Consider the following 19,165-nt stretch of genomic DNA (forward strand, 5'->3'; position numbering starts at 1 on the left):
GTTGCTTAAACGGTCGTAAAACAGTTGGCTTACGTTCGTTCCTCACTAATTTTAGCCAACTTTTTTACGCCGCTTAGCAAGGCGTTATCCCATAGAAATTTTTATCCGAAAATGACAGGTGAGAGTCAAGGCTTTTACTCGAAAATGTCCAGAAGTATACCAGAAGGCCAAATCGAAGAAACGATAGATACTGGTGTAAACACATTCGTGACCTTCCTATGTATGGCCAAAAATGTTCCCGACATTTTTGGCATTCCCTCCTTCCGTGGAGATCAGATGCCGAGGTAGAGCTCACAGGGAAGTGCTCGAACAACATCCTTGTCTAACGGCCAGTTCGGCATCCATGCCTCTCGTTCGTATGCACGAAGCTAGGCTTCACTCACCGTGTCACAAATGTGTTTGCACATGGGGCCTGCCGCAGGCAATTCAACACTATGAAGGTCAAGGCTAGCATCGGCGAAGTAAAAATCTTTACGGCTAAATGTTTCAAGCCAAAAAGCAAAAGCCTTCATCCGAAGGCTTTTTCTATTTAAAAACAACTTACGACAGGTTTATGCCCGGAAATCACACAACCCAGGCGTAGGTGTCTAGGGCGAGGATTTGTAGTTCGATGCTTTGGTGCAGTCGTAGTGGCGGCTTGGTGGCCTCATTAAACCCTTCACCCTGCCCTGCGCCTAGGGCGACGTAGAAGGGCATCAGGTGTTCTATGCTGGGGTGGTTGAACCTGGCATGTGGTGCCTGGCGCTCGACATCCAGCAGTGCGGGCAGATCTCCTTGGGAAAGCTTATCGGCGATCCAATTCACAAAGCTCTGCATCTTCTCTACCTTTTGCGGGTCGCCGGGGCGGCGAAACAGCTCGCCCAGGTTGTGGCTAATGCCACCCGAACCCAGTACCAATACGCCGTCTGTGCGCAGGGATGTTATCGCCTGTCCCAGGCGGTAGTGATAGTTTGCGCCCTGACGGCTGTCTATAGAGACCAGCACCAGAGGGATATCCGCCTCGGGATAGAGACGGCAGAGCGGCGTCCAGAGGCCGTGATCCCAGCCAAGCTGCTCATCTAACTCGGCGTCAAACCCGGCGGTTTGCAGAAGATCCGCGACCTTAGCGGCCAGCTTGGGCGCGCCAGGGGCCGGATAGTTAACTTGGTAGAGGGCGTCGGGAAAGCCGTAGAAGTCGTGCACTGTGCGCGGGGCCTCGCTAGATGCTATACGCACCTTGCCGCCTAAATCCGTGTGGGCCGAGAACACCAATATCGCCTTGGGTCTTGACAGCACCTGGCCTAGCTCTGCAAGAAACGCCGCGTTGTCGCTGTCATCCAGGGCCAACATGGGCGAGCCGTGGGAGACGAACAGGCTCGGCATTACACCTGCACTGGTTGCAGCCTTTAGCTGATCACTCACCTCAGGGGAGATCTGTCTTAAGCTCTTACTTGCGCTCATATTTGTACTCATGCTTGAACTCGCTTTTAAACTCTTTCTGAACTCACTTTCGACTCCATACCTGGCGTCATAAGCTGACCTGCGGGCCGACAGGCACTATGCCTGTCGGATTCAGCGCCTTAATTGAATAATAACCCTGCTTGATATGCTCGATGTTGACCGTGGCAGCGATGCCATCGAGAGCGTAGATGCGCTGCAGATAGGCCTGTAGCTGCGGCTTCTGGGCGATCAGCTCACGGTTGCACTTGAACAGGCCATAGTAGGCGAAATCGAAGCGCACCAGGGTCACGAAGGCGCGAATATCCGACTCGGTCAGCTGCTCGCCGAGCAAGTAGGGGCGGCCATCGCTCAGGGTCTGCTCCAGCTCATCGAGCAGGCTAAAGACGCCTTGATAGGCCTCTTCGTAGGCAAACTGACTGGTGGCAAAGCCCGCCTTGTAGACGCCATTGTTTAACTCGTGATAGAGACGGTCATTCAGGCTATCGATAGCTTGATGCAGCCCCTCTGGATAGAGGTCCAATGCCGGATTTAATGCCGAGTCGGTAAGGTGATCGAAGGCGGTGTTTAACATGCGTATGATGTCTGCCGATTCGTTATTCACTATCACCTGGCGCTGCTTATCCCAGAGCACGGGCACGGTTGCCCTGCCGGTAAAGTGTGGATCCACCTGGGTATAGAGCTGATGCAGATGCTTGTTGCCATTGAGGATGTCGCTGTCTCCAGCTACCTTGCTATCCTGCGCGCCGCCAAACTGCCAGCCCTGCTCCGAAAGCACGGGGTTGACCACGCTGACGCTGATATGCTCGTTAAGGCCTTTGAGCGCCCGCACCATCAGGGTACGCGAGGCCCAGGGGCAGATATAGGCGACATAGAGATGATAGCGGCCAGACTCCGCCTTAAAACCGCCCTCACCCGTAGGACCAGCCTCGCCTGTCGGCGTTATCCAGTTGCGAAAGCTAGAGATCTGACGCACGAAACGCCCCTCATCATCCTTCGCCTGCACCGGCTGCCAATCTCCATTCCAACGACCATCGACTAACATCTGCTTCTCCTTCTAAACCCGTAACAGGATGCGGGGCATAGTCTCCTACACCCGCCCCTACCGTAAAATTGGCTAACCTTAGAGACGGCCGGTCAGTAGCTTGTCGATTGAGTAGCGTCCACCGCCCTGCACCGCCAGGGATAGCGAGGCCGCCAGCAATATCAAGGCAAACTCGTAACCGTTATTAGAGACAAACAGGCCGTTGCCCACGTGCAGCGTCATGGCCACCGCCATGGTGAAGGCGGTCAGCGCGGCGGCGGGACGGGTCAGCAGACCCAACACCAGTGCCAGACCACCGAAAAACTCGGCGCTACCGGCCAGCAGGGCCATCAGGTAACCGGGTTCGAAGCCGACGCTGGCCATCCATTGCCCTGTGCCTTCCAGGCCATAGCCGCCGAACCAGCCGAACAGCTTCTGGGCGCCGTGGGCGGCGAAGATGAGTCCTAGGGGTAGACGCAGTACCAAGGGGGCCAGTCCTGCATCGCTGTTAAGTAGTTTGATTAACGTTTGCTTGTTCATAATGATCTCCTCAAAGATGTTTGGTTTGCAGCCTTTGGCCTTTGACTTTGATTAGGTATAAGTCATTAGCCATTCGCTGCCGATGAGGTAAATGTAGCTCTCAACGAATAATTGATAAACATCACTATCATTTAATAATTAACAACAAAATGGCGACAATAAGCCTAGATGGCAGATGGGGCTCACGTCTTTAAGCTTTAGTCTTTAGTCTTTAGTCTTGAAGCATAGGGCTTAGGGCTTAGGGCTTAGGGCTTAGCGCTTAGCGCTTAGCGCTCGGGCGCGGAAAGCTTGAGGACGAGAAAACGGGTTAATGCGAGCAAGCTAGCTAGAGCGAGAAAGCTGGCCAGAGCGAGAAAGCTGGCCAGAGCGAGAAAGCTGGCCAAAGCCAGCTAATCGTCTATCGCATCCCAGTAAGGAGTCTTGCCATAGTATTGGCTCAAAGCATCGACGAAACAGCGCACCTTGCTGGCGAGAAACTTACGGTGCACATAGACGGCGTACAGGCCGAAAGGCTCTGGCGTATACTCGGTGAGGATCGCTTTGAGCTTACCACTACGCAGGGCCTTGCTCACCAGAAAGGTAGGCTGCACCACTATGCCGCGACCGGCGATGGCGGCCTCCACCAGCATGTCACCGTTGTTACAGGCCAGGTCGCTTGGGATCTTCAGCGCCGAGAAGTGCTCGCCGAAACGACCGAAGGCCGCGCCCAGATCCGAATAGCTAAAGTGCAGGTAGTTGTGATGGATAAGATCCGCCGGGGTCTTGGGCTCACCGCGCTCGGCCAGATACTCGGGAGAGGCGCAGACAACCAGCTTGATCGGGGTGAGCTTCTTGGCGATAAGCGAGGAGCTCGAGAGCTGACCTATGCGCAGCGCCACATCGACGCCATCCTCCAGCAGATCCACCTTCTTGTCCGTCAGAGTGATATCCAGCCTGACATCCGGGTGTTGCTGCTGAAACTGCACCAGGGCGCTCGGCAAATGGTGAATACCGAAAGACATGGGGGCGCTGACCTTAAGCAGACCCGAGGCGGTCTCGCTAAGGTTGGTCAGGGCGTTGTCCATCTCCTCGATATCGATAAGTACCTGCTGACAGCGCTCGAAGTAGGCCCTGCCCGCCTCGGTCACGTTAACCCGCCGCGTGGTGCGATTGAGCAGGCGCACCTTGAGATGCTCCTCGAGCTGAGACACATACTTGCTGACCAGCTGTGAGGAGAGCCCTAGCCTGTCTGCCGCCTTGGTGAAGGAACCCTCCTGCACCACGGCGGTAAAGGCTTTCATGGTATCGATTCTATCCAAGATAAGCTCCCCTATTCGTTCTTAATTAGTCGTCAAATTAGTCATCAGATGTTGATAATCAAAGACAAAGTAGCCTATTTAAGCGAATAACTGAAGGTAATAGCGGGAAAATTGCGGGAAAGAGACAAAGAAAAAAGCAAAGAAAAAGGCCATAGCAGCGGGAGCGTGCGCTGTGGCCCTTGTCCCCAGACTCGGCACTGGGCGCCCTAGCCGAACTTGGCTAACGTTTCATCTTAGGGTACTTAAACTCATGACACTGATTACAGTACACCTTGCTCTCCTTGTGTTCCTGGTGACAGTAGGTACAAGGAAGATCGCTGCCATAGTGCAGGCTGTCGTGGGGATTCGGCTCTACGCTGTGGCCTGCCCCCTCGGGGCGCTTGGTCAGCTCGGCCATCTCGGCCGCCGTGCCGTGGCAAGACTCGCAAGCACTCATCTTAGGTATGCTCTTGCGTTTCGCCTCACCATGACAGGCGCTGCACTCCACCTTGCCCTGCTCGTTGGTCATGATCTCTTTATGATAATCTTTTAACTTCATGGCCTGTGCGCCCGGCGCGCTCAGTAGCGCCGCCAAACAGAGGGCCGATAATACTCTTAACATCTTGAATCCTTAATGTGGGGCGACCAGCGCCCCAGCTAATAACTTGCTTAGGCTAACGCCCAACCCATCAGTACTTGACGATGAAGTCGTGTGACGCCTGAATGTCTGGCGTGAACGGACGGTCTAGCTCGACGAATGGCACCTGCTGACGATACGCCTGGTACATGGCCTGGGTCGCCTTACCTAGCTTAAGGTCGGCGTTGGCGGCCTTGCGCAGGTCGATCGCCTGGGTAGAGTGCAACAACTCCAGGCCATACATGGTGTTGATGTTGTCGACTATTTGGATCAGGTTATCGCTCGCCAGCTTAAGGTTGGTGAAGGTGTCTTCGATGTTACCGGCGATCTGAATGCCGTCGAATGACACTGGCGTCGCCAACATCTTGTTACGCACCTGCATATCCACGAAGGTTTTCTGGATGGCACCGAAGGCGTGACCATTGTTACCCGGCGCGCTCAAAAAGCGTGGCAGATGGGTAAAGTGATCGTCCGACAGATGAATGGTACGCATGGCGCTGTTGTGAGACACATGGGTCAGGGCCACACTCAATTGCTGCACCGCCAGGGCCACGGGGAGCGGCTCGAAGTTAGTAGTCGGGAACACACCGCCCTTGCCTTCGACCAGGTACTTGGCCACCTGAGAGTTTTCGGCGTACTGCTTGCTGGCGCCCAGGATCACCCCAGGGTTATCGTCTGAGTGGTTGATCTGAATGTCGATCACCTGACCGAGATCAGACAGCGCCTTCTGGGCACTCGCCAAGGTATAGGCGGTGGTGCGGTAGCTCAGCGGGTCTTGCAGCGGACGCTCGCTGTTGAGATCCCACAGGTAGCTGCCAGAAAGTGAGCCTAAGATATCCTCAGTGGTCGCCTTCAGATAAGGGAAAGGACGAATATCATTGGTCTGTGGCAGGAATGGCGCCACGTTACCATTTAGCCCTTCCAGGCTCAGGCCAAACACGGTTGGCGAGACCTCTAGCAGATGCTCGGCGTCCTGATAGCCTTGCATGGCGTAGGCCACGGCGACCGAGTTGTTCGACAAAATAGAGAGCGCATCCTTACCAATAGGCTTAAGCGGCTTGACGCCTGCCTTGCTCATCGCATCGAGGCTGCTCATGCGCTTGCCTTGATAGAACACATCCCACTCGCCGATCATCGCCAGACCCACGTGAGATGCCAGCAGAATGTCCGCCTCGCCTACTGTGCCCAGCGATGGAATCACAGGGGTGATCCCCTTGTTCAGGTAGGCCTTGTAGATCTCGGCCACATAGGGCTGCACACCGGTATGACCAGACAAGATGGTATTTAAGCGAACCGCCAGGGCGACACGGGTGAGTCTCACCGGCATTGGCTCGCCAACGCCCGCGCTGTGTGCTCTTAGGGTGCTGTAGTTAAAGGATTTAGAGGCCGCCATCACCTCGGCGCTTAGCTCGCCATTGGCATCGAACAGCTTGTGGTCCTTGTTCAGGCCCACACCTACGGTGAGACCATATACGGGCTTACCCAGACGAGCCGCTTCCATCAGCAGATCGTGAGCCTTCACCAAAGCGGAGGCCGCCTGAGGCGCGATATCTACCTTGGCACCATCGGCGATCGCCCAGGCCTGGGCCTGAGTCAGATGCTGACCGTCCAGCACCACAGTATCGCTTGCCATAGCGGCGCCAGAGGTCATCGCCAAGGCGCTGGTTGCCAGGGCGGTAGTTGCCAACAGAGTATTTACTTTTTTCATCATCAATTCCTTAATATTTTTCTCGGCTGCACACCTGTGCTAAGCCTGTTTTAATTCGATTGCCGCGCTCGCCGCGCAGATACGACCGGCGTTTCTGCCCGTCACCACACCTTCTGCCACGGCGCAGGCGCCGAGACGGCTCGCCCCATGGATGCCACCCGTCGCCTCACCGGCTGCATACAGGCCGTCGATCGGCTCGTTGCTCACTAGGTGCAGCACCTGAGACTGGGTATTCACCTTCACGCCGCCCATGCAGTAGTGCACCTTGGGCCACATACGCACGCCATACCAAGGGCCCTCTTCCAGCGCCATGGCCTTCTGCATGGGACGACCAAACTCCTTGTCTTCGCCGGCTTTTACCGCGTCGTTCCAGCGCGCCACCTGGGCCTTCAATGCCTTTGCGGGGATCTGATACAGGGCCGCGAGTTCTTCTAATGTGTCCGCCTTCTGGATCACCTTGTACTTGAGGCCCCACTCCAAGGTCTGGGCCTGGGCCGCGCCCTTGGCATTGGTAAAGCCCACGGGATAAACGGGATTACCCTGGTCATCACGGCGGGTCATGATGGCGTCGGCGCGGGCCTTACGGTCGGCCAGCTCGTTGAAGAAACGCTCGCCGGTACGCACATCGACCACTATGCCGCTGGGGTAAGTGGCGATGGTGTTGAACTGAGAGGCGGTGCCGAAGCCCTTCTCGTCCGGTGATGCCCAGGGGCCGAGCTGGATCTGGTCCAGATGGATCGGGTTGGCGCCGATCAACATCATCTGCTTGAGGGCCTCAGAGGTCGCGCCGGGATGGTTGGTCGAGTCGAGATCGCCATTTAATTCAGGCTGCTGCATCTGGCGATACTCGAGATCGCGAGAGAAGCCGCCGGTGGCCATGATCACCCCTTTGCGTGCACCGATAAGATGTATTTTACCCGTGCGCTCCTGCGGAAAATAATAGCCATCGCGAACTTGGACACCGATCACGCGACCGGCCGGATCTTTCACGAAAGATTCGAGCTTGGTCTGATTTCGCATCTCGATACCGTGCTGCTTCGCCGCCTTGATCAGTGGGCGAATGATGCCGGCGCCTGAGCTCTGCACCGTCTGCAGCACACGCGGCAGCGAGTGACCACCGAAGTGCTGCACGAAAGGCTTCCACTCAACGCCATAGGCCTCCAGCCACTGGCAAGACTCGGCGGTGCCGTTACACACCAGCTTGAGCATCTCGACATCGTTCATGCCGCGACCCGCCTTGAGCATGTCGGCCACCATGGTATCGACCGAATCCTTGATCCCCTCCTTGGCCTGCAACTTAGAACCGGCCACCGCCATGGCGCCACCATTGATGGTGGAGTTGCCGCCAAACACGGGCATCTTGTCGATCACCATGACGCTGGCACCGGCCTCTTTGGCCTGCAGCGCCGCCGACATGCCGGCGAAACCGCTGCCGATCACCAGCACGTCGACTATCTCATCGAACTTGGGCGGTTTATCGCCACTACACTCGGCCGCCTGGGCGCTCATGGCACCCAGTCCCGCCACACTGACGGCCATCGCGGCGCCGCCTTTTAACAGCTGGCGACGACCCGGGCTTATCAGATCTTTCTGTTTCATTTTTAATTTTCCTTTCGACCATTTGAGCAATTTAAAACCGGGGGAATTCGCCTCGATTTCATGCAGATAAGATTGCACCCGGCATGCCAACTACCTAAAAAGAGGGGGATAAGGAACAATTTATGAAGGGGGGCACAGAATCACGAAATATGATGATCTACAATCACGAAACTTCGTGATCACCGTGACATTTCAATGCAAAAACAATTCTATTTCGAAGCCACCCAGCGACTGTGCAGCAGCCTGGAGCTGGAGCAGTCCCTGCGGGCCTACTTCGAATATGTCAGGCAACACCTGCCCATAGACGGCATCTACCTCAATATCTACCGCCCCGAATATGGCGACATCCAGTTTCTGGCCCATGTGGATGAGGCGCAGACCACGGCGCTGAATAAACAGGTGAAGATCTCCGCCGAGATGGAGGCCCTGCTGAGCCAGCCCGACCGTCCGGTGATCCGCATCATCAACGATCTCGAGCACGATCAGGTGACAGGCTTCGTCGCGCCCCAGGTGATCCCCAATATCCAGTCGGTGATTCTGCTGCGCATGCTCAGCGGTAACACCCATCTGGGGGTGGTGGGTTTCTATGCCAAGCAGAAGGCGCAGTTTTGTCATCGCCACGCCGAGCTTATCGAGCCCCACAAGGATACCCTGTCGCTGATCACCGCCTTTAATCTCAAGGGACGTAACCTGCTCAGGGCCAATCAGGCGCTCACCCAGCAAAACCGCCTACTCAAGCAGGCCTTCAACCCCTGCGGGGTGATCGGTGCCGACTCTGGCCTTAAGCGGGTGATGACCCAGGTGGAGGCGATCGCCAAGCTGCATACCAGCGTGTTGATCCTGGGGGAAACTGGCTGTGGTAAGGAGGTGATCGCCAACGCCGTTCACTGCAAGTCACAGCGGGCCGACAAGCCCTTCATCAAGGTCAACTGCGGCGCCATCCCAGAGAGCCTCATCGACTCTGAGCTGTTTGGCTATGAGAAAGGCGCCTTCACCGGCGCCGAGCATCGCAAGGCGGGTTTCTTCGAACAGGCCAACGGCGGCACCATCTTCTTAGACGAGATCGGCGAACTGCCCCTGTCGGTGCAGGTGCGACTGCTGCGGGTGCTGCAGAACGGCACCATCACCCGGGTAGGCGGTTTCGATGCCATCAACCTAGATATTCGGGTGATCGCCGCCACCCACAGAAACCTGCAGGCCATGGTGAAGAAGCAGACCTTTCGTGAGGATCTCTGGTATCGCCTGGCGGTCTTTCCTATCGAGATCCCTTCGCTGCGTCAGCGCCGCTCGGACATACCCCTGCTGGTGCAGCACTTTATCGAGGTGCTGGCGGCCAAGTTTAATCTGGACAAGCTGCCCAGGGTCAGCAGTGAACAACTCGACAGCCTGAATCACTACCACTGGCCAGGCAACGTGCGCGAGCTGATCAATGTGCTGGAGCGGGCCATGATCGAGGCGCCCGAGGGGCCGCTCAACTTCAACCTGACTCAGGTGGACAAGGTGGAACCCGCGGCCAGCGGCAAACATGAGACCATCATTATCGATCCCAGTCATGCCAGCGATAAACTGGTGCCCCTGGATGTAATGGTGAGTAAGTATATCGCCCATGCGATGCGGATCACCGGCGGTAAACTCTATGGTCCGGGCGGCGCCGCCGAGATGCTAGATATCAACCCCAACACACTGCGCAGCAAGATGAAGAAGCTAGGGCTGTGCTAAATGCTTTGGCATTAGGAGCTTAGCGTTAGAAGCTGGCGCTAAGCCTCTAAATCTTCAAGACAAAAAAAAGCACTCCGAGGAGTGCTTTGAACTTTGCAGGGAACAATCAAACTAGAAGAAGTAGCGGATACCGACGGCGTAGCTGTTGTCTTGTGCCGCCTCGAACCCCTTGTCATCCATGTCGCTGAAGTCGAACTTAGCTTCGGCAAACATCACGGTATCGCGGCTGTAGCGATAGTGCAGGCCTAACACGGCAAACTGACGTGTCCAGTTACCCTTGATGGCCGTGTTCTCGTCGGTATCCAGATCCTGGTAAGAGATCAGGAAGCTTGGCACGAAACCATTGTCATAGTGGTAGGCCACCAGGAACTCGGCGCCGGTAGAGTCATACAGCTGACCGGCCACCAATTCGTTTTGCTTGCTCTGATGGGCGTTGAAACCGACATAGAGGCCCTTGGCGTCGCGGCCCGGCGCATACTGGTAGAAGGAGCCATACTGGGCGCCGATACCTATGATCTCATTGGTATCATCGACGCTAACTCCGGCCAACTCACCCTCGAAATCGCCGCGGTTAAAGCCGGCAAGTACCTTAAACTTATCGGTCACATGATAGGTCAGGTTGGCGCCATAGCTGGTGTCGAAGCTAAGGTGAGAGCCATCGTCCACCGCCTGACCATTCTTATCAAACAGGGCGACATCGCCATTTTGCTTGGCGGCGTATTGCAGGGCGATATCCAGATCGCCGAAGCTGTTACGATAGATGAAGGCTGAATCGGCACGGCCCGCGCCCGTTAGGCCACCGTCACCGAAGGTATAGGCGCCAACCGAATAACCGGTATAGACGTTGAGCACGTCGGTGGTGTAGGCCACGTCATAGTAGGCACCCCACTGCTTACCAAAGCTCAGGCTACCCCACTTGGCGTGTGATAGGCCGACATAACCCAGACGGTTAAACAGGAAGTCTGAGGTCTTCTGCGCGCCCAGCTGGCCGCCCACATATTTGAGCGAGTCGTCGCTGGTGACCATGTTGATGCCCCACTCGGTGTGAGCGAAGCTGCGCCAGCCGTTCTTCTCCTGACGGTCAAACCGGAAGCCGACACGCGAAAAATTATCGACCACGGCGGTGTCGTCACCATCGTTAACCGCGGCGAAACCTAGCCAGCCCATCATATTCAGTGCATTGGTTTGATCCTTGTATAACTCGATAGCCTGCGCCGAGCTGGCCATCAATACAGATGGGATCAACAGAGCCAATAACTTCTTATTCATCACATTTTCCCTTTATCAGTGTTTACGCTGTTTTTTTGTTAGCTTGGGTATTCCCAATGACCTCTCTCTACCAGCAGCTAACGTGCCAGCACTGGATAAAAGGGCTGTATCGACAGGAAGTTAGAATAAGATCAAACGTTCACGAAATATCGTGAAACGTCATCACTAAATATCGTGTTAACAGTTAAATATCGTTGTAAATAGCTATGGAAAGAGGTGTCATCAAAGGGCTGAGCCGAGTAACAGCGCCGTTGTCAGCCCATAAAAACTGGGCTAAACCTATAACAGATGCATACTCAGATGCAGGAGGACGAGATGGATTACCACTTAACCCAGCTAAGCGGCGATATTCTGGTGGGCATAGTCAACGAGCAGCTCAGGCTGAACTGTCATGACAGGCAAGACCTCTTCTACCAGCTGGACATTCCCAGCGCCCAACTGGAGCAAAAGCTGGCCGCCTCTGGGTTCGAATATGACCCCATCAGCAACCAATACAAGGCCTGCAAATAGCGATTATCCTGTCTGTAGCTCAAGAAGCAGTAAACCAAGACGCAGTAAATCAAGACGCAAGTTAGCTATATCCCTGGGGATTACGACACTGCCAGCGCCAGCTGTCTTGCATCATCTGCGTAAGATCTCTCGCCGCCCGCCAGTCGAGCTCCCGGGCCGCCTTATCAGTACAGGCATAGCTAACGGCGATATCCCCTGGGCGGCGCGGCGCCATATGCAGCGCAATATTTTTACCGCTCGCCTGCTCGAAGGCCCTTACCATCTCAAGCACAGAATAGCCCTGCCCCGAACCCAGATTAAAGGTATGACAGCCCGCCACCCCATGTAGCCGCGTCAGGGCCGCCAGGTGTCCCTGCACCAGATCCATCACATGGATATAGTCGCGCACGCCTGTGCCATCGGTTGTGGCATAGTCGCTACCAAATACCGACAGATAGGGCCGACGCCCCATGGCCACCTGGGTGATATAGGGCAAGAGATTATTGGGCTCTCCCTTGGGATCTTCGCCAATCAGCCCGGACTCGTGGGCACCGACAGGATTAAAGTAGCGCAGCAGGATCACGCTGACATCTTGCTTTGCGTTAGCCCACTCGGCGCACATCTGCTCCACCACCAGCTTGGTCTGGCCATAGGGGTTAGTGCTGGAACGGGGCGCCGCTTCCATTATGGGCAGCGGCGGATTGGCCCCATAGACGGTCGCCGAGGAGGAGAAGACCAGGGTCTTCACCCCGTGGCGCGTCATGGCGCTAAGCAGCCGCATGGAGCCGACCACATTGTTGTCGTAGTATGCCAGTGGCAACCGGGTCGACTCCCCCACCGCCTTGAGCCCGGCAAAGTGCATCACGGCATCGATATGGTAACGGGAAAACAGGGCATCAAGCGTCCGCTCATCGCGAATATCCCCCTCGACGAAGGTGAGTTTGGCCGCGGTGATCTGCTCGACCCGCGCCAGGGACTCAAATTTGGCCCGCGACAGGTTATCCAGCACCACCAACTGATGCCCGGCGCTCAGCAGCTCGACGCAGGCATGGGAGCCGATATAGCCGGCGCCCCCTGTGACTAAGACGTTCATCTTTTCACCTTTCATCTGCTGTAATGCCCTACCACCAGGTGACGTAGAGGAAGTTGAGGATCACCACTACCCCAAGGGCGCTGAGGTTGAAGGCTCTGCCCGTCTTGAAGCTGACGCCGCCTAGCGCCACACTCGCCCCCTCTTCGAGAGAGCGCCCCATGAGGGAAACCAGCACGCTAAGGACCAGACAGAGCAGGAACACCAGGCCGATGCGATCCATGAAGGGCAGCTCGGGCCAGTAGAACCTTAGGCCGAAGGAGAAGATGGCCGAGCCCAGCGCCGCCGCCAGCGCGCCTTGAGAGGTCGCCCTGCGCCAGAACATGCCCGTTAGGAAGATCACCACGATCCCTGGGGTGAATACCCCGGTAAACTCCTGAATATATTGAAATGCCTGCTCGAACTCACCCAGCAGCGGCTGGGCCATCACCAGGGCTATCAACAGGCTTATCAGGCTAGAAAGCCTGCCCACCAACACATAGTGCCCCTCGGATTTGGCCGGGCGCAGCATGGCATAGATATCCATGGTGAATATGGTCGAGATGCTGTTGGTCATGGAGGCCAGGGAGGAGACGATGGCGGCCACCAGGGCGGCAAACACTAAGCCCTTCACCCCGGCGGGCATCAGGGCCATCATGGAGGGATAGGCCTGATCCGGCGACTCCAGTCCGGGATAGAGGAGCACGGCGGCTATCCCCGGCAACACCACAATGAGCGGCATCAAGAGCTTGAGGTAGGCGGCGAAGGCGATCCCTTTCTGCGCCTCGGCCACGCTCTTGGCCGCCAGGGCGCGCTGTATGATGTACTGATTAAAGCCCCAGTAGCTGATGTTCATGATCCACAACCCGCCTACCAGCACAGAGATCCCCGGCAGGCTCATGTAGTGGGGGTTACTCTGACTCAGGATCATCTCGAAATGTTCCGGCAAGGCGCTGGAAAGCCTGTCGAACCCGGCCCAGACGCCCTGCCCGTCCGCGACCCTGTCCAGCGCCAGATAGCTGAGCAGCAGGCCGCCGAAGATCAGCAGCACCACCTGAATGATGTCTGTGTAGGCCACCGCCTTGAGGCCGCCATAGAGGGAGTAGGCCAGGGAAAACAGCGCCAGGAACACCATGCCATAGAGCCAGTCTATCCCCGCCACCGTCTCGATCGCCAGTCCGCCGAGCCAGAGCACGGCGGTGAGGTTGACGAAGATGTAGACAGACAACCAGAACAGCGCCAGTGTGGTCTTCACCCGCTTGTCGAAGCGCTGCTCCAGGTACTGGGGCATGGTGTAGATCTCGTTCTTGATGAAGATGGGCAGCATATACTTGCCCACCAAGATCAGGGTGATCGCCGCCATCCACTCGTAGGATGCGATGGCCAGACCGATGGCATAACCAGAGCCCGACATGCCGATGATCTGCTCGGCGGAGATGTTAGAGGCGATTAAAGATGCGCCGATCGCCCACCAGGGCAAGGCCTTGCCCGCCAGAAAGTAGTCCTTTGTGTCTCGCTCATGACGTTTGCCCTGGCGGGAGATCCACAGCGCCAGCCCCAACAGCCCAAGGGCGTAGACCAGCAAAATGCCAATATCCAGTGTCTCTAACATAGTCGTCTTCTCTTATTCTTATGACTTTTTCTATGGCGAGCCCCTGGCCCGCCCCCAAACAGGCTTAAGCACTTAGACGCTTAGGCGAAGGCCCCCGCCCCGCTTTGGCACAGATAGATGTCCGCCGTCAGCCCTGTCTTTGCCTGATACTCGGCGGCGATTGTCTCGCGCACCTTGGCTATCTTGTACTCTGGCAGCAGGGCGACCACGCAGCCCCCGAAGCCACCGCCAGTCATGCGCGCGCCGCCATCCATGCCCAGCACCTCGCTAACCAGTGCCACCAAACAGTCCACCTCTGGGGTGCTCACGGCAAAATCATCTCGAAGCGAGCGATGCGAGTCAGCCATCAGACGGCCGATACGGGCGCTATCGCCAGCGCTTAGCGCCTCAGCCATCTCAAGCACCCGGGCGTTTTCACTCACCACATGGCGGGCACGCCGAAACAGAGTGGACTCGAGCGAGGCTTCTGCCTGACACAGTTGCTCGTAGCTCACCTGCCTAAGAGAGCTCACGCCGAAATGCTGCGCCACTTTTTGGCACTGCTCGCGCCTCAGGTTATATTCGCTACCTACCAGCGCCCGCTTCACGTTAGAGTTGATGATCATCAGGCTTAGGCTGCACGGTAGGGCTACCTGATTGATAGCGAGATCGCTGCAATCGAGCAGCATGGCGCGCTCCGCCTCTCCCATCGCCGAGATCAACTGATCCATGATGCCGCAGTTACAGCCGACAAACTCATTCTCCGCCTGCTGGCCCAGCTGCGCGGCTTTTATGCCGTCGACCTTGAGATCGAACAGCCCGGCGAAGGCCTTGATCAGCGCCATCTCAAGAGAGGCCGATGAGCTCAGCCCAGCTCCTTTAGGCAGATTGCCGCTAATCATCAGGCTAGCGCCCCTGAGAGGTGGCTGACCCGTCTCGGCCAGATAGGCGCTGAGCATCTTCACCGTGCCGCGCACATAGTTGCTCCAGGGCGAGACGCTATCCAGTGGCATTTGATCCATTGCCTGGTCATCTAACGAAAAGCTAACCTTCTCGTTGTCCATGTCTTTGGCCACCACTTGGATCTGGCTATCATCGCGCTGTGATGCAGCCACTAAGGTGCCCCTGTCGAGCGCCACTGGTAATACCCAGCCCAGGTTGTAGTCGGTATGATCGCCTATCAAATTGACCCGCCCCGGGGCATAGGCCACCAACGCAGGTTCTTGGCCGAAGGCCTGGTTGAAGGCATGAGTAAGGGCTTGAGTTAGCTCGCCATTTTTCATCTTTCTGTCCTTTTATTTAAAGCCTGGCTTTATCTGTGTTTTTATTGGCTCTGCTTGTTGTGGCTGTTCTTGTAATGGCTACTCTTGTAGTGGATTGGGGATTGTTCCCTCAGACGTGCGGCGGCCTGCTCTGGGGTGATGTCCCGCTGGATCTCGGCCAGCAGCTCGTACCCCACCATGAATTTTTTCACGCTGGCGCTACGCAGCAGCGGCGGATAAAAATGAGCGTGCAGGCGCCACTCGGGGTGATCCTGGCCATCAAACGGAGCGCCGTGCCAGCCCATGGAATAGGGAAAGGCGCACTGAAACAGGTTGTCGTAACGCACGGTAAGCGCGCCTATGATCTCCCCCAGGCTTTCGCGGGTCTCGTCGGTTAACTCGGTCATGCGCCGAATATCGAACCTTGGCAATACCAGAGTCTCGAAGGGCCAACTGGCCCAATAAGGCACCAGCGCCACCCAGTCATCATTGCTCACCACGATGCGCTGCGCTGTCTGCTGCTCACGCTCGACATAATCGGCCAGAAGGCTGCTTTGATAGCGCTGGTGATAGTCCCCTAGGCGCTGCTGTTTCGTCGCCACCAAGGTGGGAAGGTGGTTATGGGCCCAGATCTGCCCATGGGGATGGGGGTTAGAGCAGCCCATGGCGGCGCCCTTGTTTTCAAATACCTGTACCCAGAGATATTTCCGCCCCAATAGCTCGCTCTGGCTCTGCCAGGTGGCGATCACCGCCTGCATCGCCTCGGGGTCGAGCTGCGCCAGCGTCAGGCTGTGATCCGGCGAGAAGCAGAGCACGCGACTCTCCCCCTCTACCGTCTCGAAGCGAAACAGCGGGTCCTCCCCCTGAGCTTTGGGACCGTCACTATTGAGGGCCGCGAAGTCGTTTTGAAACACGAAGGTGGTGTCGTACTTGGGGTTTTGCTCGCCATTGATGCGTCTGTTGCCAGGGCAGAGGAAGCACTCGCTGTCGTAGCTGGGCGCCGTGGTCAGATCCAGCGCCTCGGTCTGCCCCTGCCAGGGCCGCTTACTTCTATGTGGTGACAGCAACACCCACTCGCCGGTGAGAGGATTGAAACGGCGATGGGGGTGTTCATCGGTTGAAAACTGCGGCTTAACCTGGGTCTTTTGAAACATAATAGCGATCTACATCCTTGGTTCTTAAGTGATCGCTATGCTCGGCCAGTTGCCCCTTACAGTCATTCCTGAAAAGGGGCTTTTATTTCCCATTTTCTTGCTTGGCCGCGAATTTAAGCTTGCTCAAACTTCTCGGCGCTGAAGACATTGAGCCTTAGGCTAGCACCTACCAAGCCTAAAATATTTCCAATCACGTCCTTTCTGGCTTAAGCGTCTGAGCATGCAACTGCTGAGTATGAGGCCGCAGTTGCTCAGGACTGTTACTACGCGCCTCCATGCGGCGAAAAGCGAGCACACCGGCGAAGATGATGATCACCCCAAGCAGCTGCAGCGGATTGACCGCTTTGACCACAAGGTCGAACAGCACGCCGCTCAGCAGCTGACCCGAGATCACCAGCAGGCTGCAGAGAGTCGCGCCCAGTCTTAAGATGACCAGGGTATTAAGCACCACAAATACCGCGCCCACGACGCCGCCAAGCCAGGCATAGAGGGGGGCATCGAGCAGGCTCGCGATGGGCGGAGTCGGCATAGACACCAGCAGCAGACTTAAGAAGACAAAGCCCACGCCATGGTTCCAGAGCGAGGCATAGTAGGCATCGCTAGCCTGACCCAGACGACCGTTGAGGATGCGGCAAAGGCCGATACAGACGCCGTTAAGCAGCGCAAGCAAAACAAGCGTTAGCATCACGCGCCCTCCTGAGCCAGCAAGACAATCAGTGCGCCCAGGGCCATCACGGCCAGAGATGCGCCCTGCCCCCAATTTAGACGGCGCCTCGCCATGCCAAACAAGCCCAGGCTATCGCACATCAGGCCGAAGAGGATCTGCCCCGCCATGATGAAGGCGATGCTGGCGCTTAGCCCCAGGGTGCTGTTGACCGTCATGGCTCCCAACACCACGGTGAAGGCGCCGGGCAGGCCGCCCAGATAGGCCCACCAGGGCGCTGCCTCGTTGCGCCTTGTAAGGGCACCTTGTCTCAGGCGCACCGCGCCCAGCAATAGGAGGGCGACTAGTGTGCCGACCCCATGGGCCACCCAAGAGGCCAGCAGCGGCGAGCCATACTTGGCCAGCTCGCTGTTTAGGGCGATCATCACCGCCAGAGCCACTCCGCCCAGCAGCCCGAGCATCAGGTTCAGCGGCGTGCTTGCCTGTGGCTTAAGGTCAATGTGAGCCTGGCTTGTCGCTTCTTGTGGCACTAGTTGTGGCGTTAGTTGTATCGATTCTTGTGGCATTAGTTGTGTCGATTCTTGTGGCATGGGCTGTCGAATTAGCTTTATCGTCATTGTCTCGCTCCACGCTAAATAGCGTCTTATTAGTCATCTTCATCTCGATGGCGCCACTTTAATCTGTTTCTATGAAATAGATAATCCGTTATATTCGAAACTCTTTGTTGCCAAAATGGAAACTATATTGGACATCTACGCCAACATTCCGCTGTTTGTCTCGGTCGTCGAACTGGGCAGTTTCTCCGAGGCCGCGCGGCGTTTAGGCATCAACAAGTCGGCGGTGAGTAAGCGCATCAGCGCCTTAGAGCAGGCCTTAGGGGTCAAGCTTATCCAGCGCACCACCCGCAGACTGCACCTCACAGATGCCGGCAGACAGTACTATGAGTATGTGCACCAGGCCGCCGCTCTGATGCAGCAGGCCCAGGATGCCCTGGCCAGCCAACAGGGGGCAGTACAGGGCAGCTTAAAGGTGAGCCTGCCCAACGTCTTCGGTCAGCGCCATATCGCACCGCTGCTGAGCGAATTTAGCCGCCAATACCCCGCCATCAACTTAGAGGTGAGCCTGGACGATCGCGTGGTTGATCTGCTCAAAGAGGGCTTGGATATGGTGGTGCGAATCGGCGATCTGCCAGATTCCAGCCTAGTCGCGGTGAAGCTCGCCCCCTGTCACAGCCTGCTGTGCGCCTCCCCCGACTATCTTGCGCGACAGGGCGATCCCAGAAGCCTTGCGGATCTCAGGGGACACAACTGCCTCTTCTACTCGTACTTTCGCGGTGGACTGGAGTGGAGTTTTGAGCGGCGCGGCGAAGTGAGTCGAATCAAGCCCCAGGGCAACATCAAAGTTAATAACAGCGATGTGATCCGTCGCCTGCTGCTCGATGGCATGGGGATCGCCCTGATGCCTAGGTATCTGGTGGAAGAGGAGTTGGCTGCGGGCACCCTGGTGCCAGTGCTCAGCGATTACCAGGCGCCGACACATGGCATCTACGCCCTCACTCCGGAGCGGCAACATATGCCCGCCCGGCTCAGGGTGTTTATCGATTTTCTCAAGCAGGCGTTGGCAGAGCGCGGCGCGAACTGGTAACACCTTGCCAGACTGACCTCACTTTAGCCTGACCTCGCTTAAGCCTGACCTCGCTTAAGCCTGACCTCGCTTAAGCCTAATA

The 19,165-nt window shown here is 56.7% G+C and carries 17 protein-coding genes; 3 read left to right on the forward strand and 14 right to left on the reverse strand.

Annotated features, from left to right (window positions below; all coding sequences use genetic code 11):
- Nucleotides 1-564: 564 nt before the first annotated feature.
- From K0J45_RS11615 to K0J45_RS11645, 7 genes are all read right to left on the reverse strand, one after another.
- Nucleotides 565-1,452, reverse strand: coding sequence for a DODA-type extradiol aromatic ring-opening family dioxygenase (locus K0J45_RS11615; protein ID WP_258406673.1), 888 nt, complete (start codon nt 1,450-1,452; stop codon nt 565-567).
- Nucleotides 1,453-1,507: 55 nt separating this feature from the next.
- On the reverse strand, nt 1,508-2,482 hold the full coding sequence (locus K0J45_RS11620) for a glutathione S-transferase family protein (protein ID WP_220042683.1): 975 nt from the start codon (nt 2,480-2,482) through the stop codon (nt 1,508-1,510).
- A 78-nt stretch (nt 2,483-2,560) separates the two neighbouring features.
- Entirely contained in the window at nt 2,561-3,001 is a 441-nt protein-coding gene (locus K0J45_RS11625) for a DoxX family protein (RefSeq protein ID WP_160798312.1), read from the reverse strand.
- Nucleotides 3,002-3,390: 389 nt separating this feature from the next.
- Entirely contained in the window at nt 3,391-4,299 is a 909-nt protein-coding gene (locus tag K0J45_RS11630) for a LysR family transcriptional regulator (RefSeq protein ID WP_220042684.1), read from the reverse strand.
- A gap of 220 nt (nt 4,300-4,519) precedes the next feature.
- Nucleotides 4,520-4,900 carry a cytochrome c3 family protein gene (locus tag K0J45_RS11635; protein WP_011866076.1) on the reverse strand — a complete coding sequence of 127 codons (381 nt, stop codon included), beginning with the start codon at nt 4,898-4,900 and terminating at the stop codon, nt 4,520-4,522.
- A gap of 67 nt (nt 4,901-4,967) precedes the next feature.
- On the reverse strand, nt 4,968-6,626 hold the full coding sequence (locus K0J45_RS11640) for an HAL/PAL/TAL family ammonia-lyase (RefSeq protein ID WP_220042685.1): 1,659 nt from the start codon (nt 6,624-6,626) through the stop codon (nt 4,968-4,970).
- A 36-nt stretch (nt 6,627-6,662) separates the two neighbouring features.
- Nucleotides 6,663-8,222, reverse strand: coding sequence for a flavocytochrome c (locus K0J45_RS11645; RefSeq protein WP_220042686.1), 1,560 nt, complete (start codon nt 8,220-8,222; stop codon nt 6,663-6,665).
- A 195-nt stretch (nt 8,223-8,417) separates the two neighbouring features.
- Between K0J45_RS11645 and K0J45_RS11650 the strand changes: the two genes are divergently transcribed.
- Nucleotides 8,418-9,941 carry a sigma-54 interaction domain-containing protein gene (locus tag K0J45_RS11650; RefSeq protein WP_011866079.1) on the forward strand — a complete coding sequence of 508 codons (1,524 nt, stop codon included), beginning with the start codon at nt 8,418-8,420 and terminating at the stop codon, nt 9,939-9,941.
- 111 nt (nt 9,942-10,052) lie between these two features.
- Here K0J45_RS11650 and K0J45_RS11655 read toward each other — a convergent pair whose 3' ends face one another.
- Complete coding sequence (locus K0J45_RS11655) at nt 10,053-11,210, reverse strand: porin (protein ID WP_220042687.1); 1,158 nt, start codon at nt 11,208-11,210, stop codon at nt 10,053-10,055.
- Between the two features lie 315 nt (nt 11,211-11,525).
- Here K0J45_RS11655 and K0J45_RS11660 point away from each other — a divergent pair, with 315 nt between their 5' ends.
- The gene (locus tag K0J45_RS11660) at nt 11,526-11,720 is read left to right on the forward strand and encodes a DUF4250 domain-containing protein (protein WP_041407236.1); all 195 of its coding nucleotides are present in this window, start codon (nt 11,526-11,528) and stop codon (nt 11,718-11,720) included.
- A 61-nt stretch (nt 11,721-11,781) separates the two neighbouring features.
- Here K0J45_RS11660 and galE read toward each other — a convergent pair whose 3' ends face one another.
- From galE to K0J45_RS11690, 6 genes are all read right to left on the reverse strand, one after another.
- Nucleotides 11,782-12,792 carry a UDP-glucose 4-epimerase GalE gene (gene galE / locus K0J45_RS11665; protein ID WP_220042688.1) on the reverse strand — a complete coding sequence of 337 codons (1,011 nt, stop codon included), beginning with the start codon at nt 12,790-12,792 and terminating at the stop codon, nt 11,782-11,784.
- 28 nt (nt 12,793-12,820) lie between these two features.
- Nucleotides 12,821-14,380 (reverse strand): sodium/sugar symporter, encoded by a 1,560-nt coding sequence (locus tag K0J45_RS11670; protein WP_220042689.1) that lies wholly within the window; start codon nt 14,378-14,380, stop codon nt 12,821-12,823.
- An 80-nt stretch (nt 14,381-14,460) separates the two neighbouring features.
- The gene (galK, locus tag K0J45_RS11675) at nt 14,461-15,642 is read right to left on the reverse strand and encodes a galactokinase (protein ID WP_220042690.1); all 1,182 of its coding nucleotides are present in this window, start codon (nt 15,640-15,642) and stop codon (nt 14,461-14,463) included.
- 41 nt (nt 15,643-15,683) lie between these two features.
- Entirely contained in the window at nt 15,684-16,775 is a 1,092-nt protein-coding gene (locus K0J45_RS11680; RefSeq protein WP_220042691.1) for a UDP-glucose--hexose-1-phosphate uridylyltransferase, read from the reverse strand.
- Nucleotides 16,776-16,965: 190 nt separating this feature from the next.
- The gene (locus K0J45_RS11685; protein ID WP_258406674.1) at nt 16,966-17,460 is read right to left on the reverse strand and encodes a DMT family transporter; all 495 of its coding nucleotides are present in this window, start codon (nt 17,458-17,460) and stop codon (nt 16,966-16,968) included.
- Nucleotides 17,460-18,056 (reverse strand): DMT family transporter, encoded by a 597-nt coding sequence (locus K0J45_RS11690; RefSeq protein WP_258406675.1) that lies wholly within the window; start codon nt 18,054-18,056, stop codon nt 17,460-17,462. The genes K0J45_RS11685 and K0J45_RS11690 overlap by 1 nt, the downstream gene beginning before the upstream one ends.
- Before the next feature lie 127 nt (nt 18,057-18,183).
- Between K0J45_RS11690 and K0J45_RS11695 the strand changes: the two genes are divergently transcribed.
- Nucleotides 18,184-19,083, forward strand: coding sequence for a LysR family transcriptional regulator (locus tag K0J45_RS11695; protein ID WP_220045289.1), 900 nt, complete (start codon nt 18,184-18,186; stop codon nt 19,081-19,083).
- Nucleotides 19,084-19,165 lie beyond the last annotated feature (82 nt).

The sequence above is a fragment of the Shewanella alkalitolerans genome, assembly GCF_019457575.1.
Lineage (GTDB): Bacteria > Pseudomonadota > Gammaproteobacteria > Enterobacterales > Shewanellaceae > Shewanella > Shewanella loihica.

Bases quoted from the DNA above. Each gene is read 5' to 3' on its own strand.
- K0J45_RS11615 (WP_258406673.1), bottom strand. From the start codon at position 1,452: ATGAGTACAAATATGAGCGCAAGTAAGAGCTTAAGACAGATCTCCCCT.
- K0J45_RS11620 (WP_220042683.1), bottom strand. From the start codon at position 2,482: ATGTTAGTCGATGGTCGTTGGAATGGAGATTGGCAGCCGGTGCAGGCG.
- K0J45_RS11625 (WP_160798312.1), bottom strand. From the start codon at position 3,001: ATGAACAAGCAAACGTTAATCAAACTACTTAACAGCGATGCAGGACTG.
- K0J45_RS11635 (WP_011866076.1), bottom strand. From the start codon at position 4,900: ATGTTAAGAGTATTATCGGCCCTCTGTTTGGCGGCGCTACTGAGCGCG.
- K0J45_RS11640 (WP_220042685.1), bottom strand. From the start codon at position 6,626: ATGATGAAAAAAGTAAATACTCTGTTGGCAACTACCGCCCTGGCAACC.
- K0J45_RS11645 (WP_220042686.1), bottom strand. From the start codon at position 8,222: ATGAAACAGAAAGATCTGATAAGCCCGGGTCGTCGCCAGCTGTTAAAA.
- K0J45_RS11650 (WP_011866079.1), top strand. From the start codon at position 8,418: ATGCAAAAACAATTCTATTTCGAAGCCACCCAGCGACTGTGCAGCAGC.
- K0J45_RS11655 (WP_220042687.1), bottom strand. From the start codon at position 11,210: ATGAATAAGAAGTTATTGGCTCTGTTGATCCCATCTGTATTGATGGCC.
- K0J45_RS11660 (WP_041407236.1), top strand. From the start codon at position 11,526: ATGGATTACCACTTAACCCAGCTAAGCGGCGATATTCTGGTGGGCATA.
- galE (WP_220042688.1), bottom strand. From the start codon at position 12,792: ATGAACGTCTTAGTCACAGGGGGCGCCGGCTATATCGGCTCCCATGCC.
- K0J45_RS11670 (WP_220042689.1), bottom strand. From the start codon at position 14,380: ATGTTAGAGACACTGGATATTGGCATTTTGCTGGTCTACGCCCTTGGG.
- galK (WP_220042690.1), bottom strand. From the start codon at position 15,642: ATGAAAAATGGCGAGCTAACTCAAGCCCTTACTCATGCCTTCAACCAG.
- K0J45_RS11680 (WP_220042691.1), bottom strand. From the start codon at position 16,775: ATGTTTCAAAAGACCCAGGTTAAGCCGCAGTTTTCAACCGATGAACAC.
- K0J45_RS11685 (WP_258406674.1), bottom strand. From the start codon at position 17,460: ATGCTAACGCTTGTTTTGCTTGCGCTGCTTAACGGCGTCTGTATCGGC.
- K0J45_RS11690 (WP_258406675.1), bottom strand. From the start codon at position 18,056: ATGACGATAAAGCTAATTCGACAGCCCATGCCACAAGAATCGACACAA.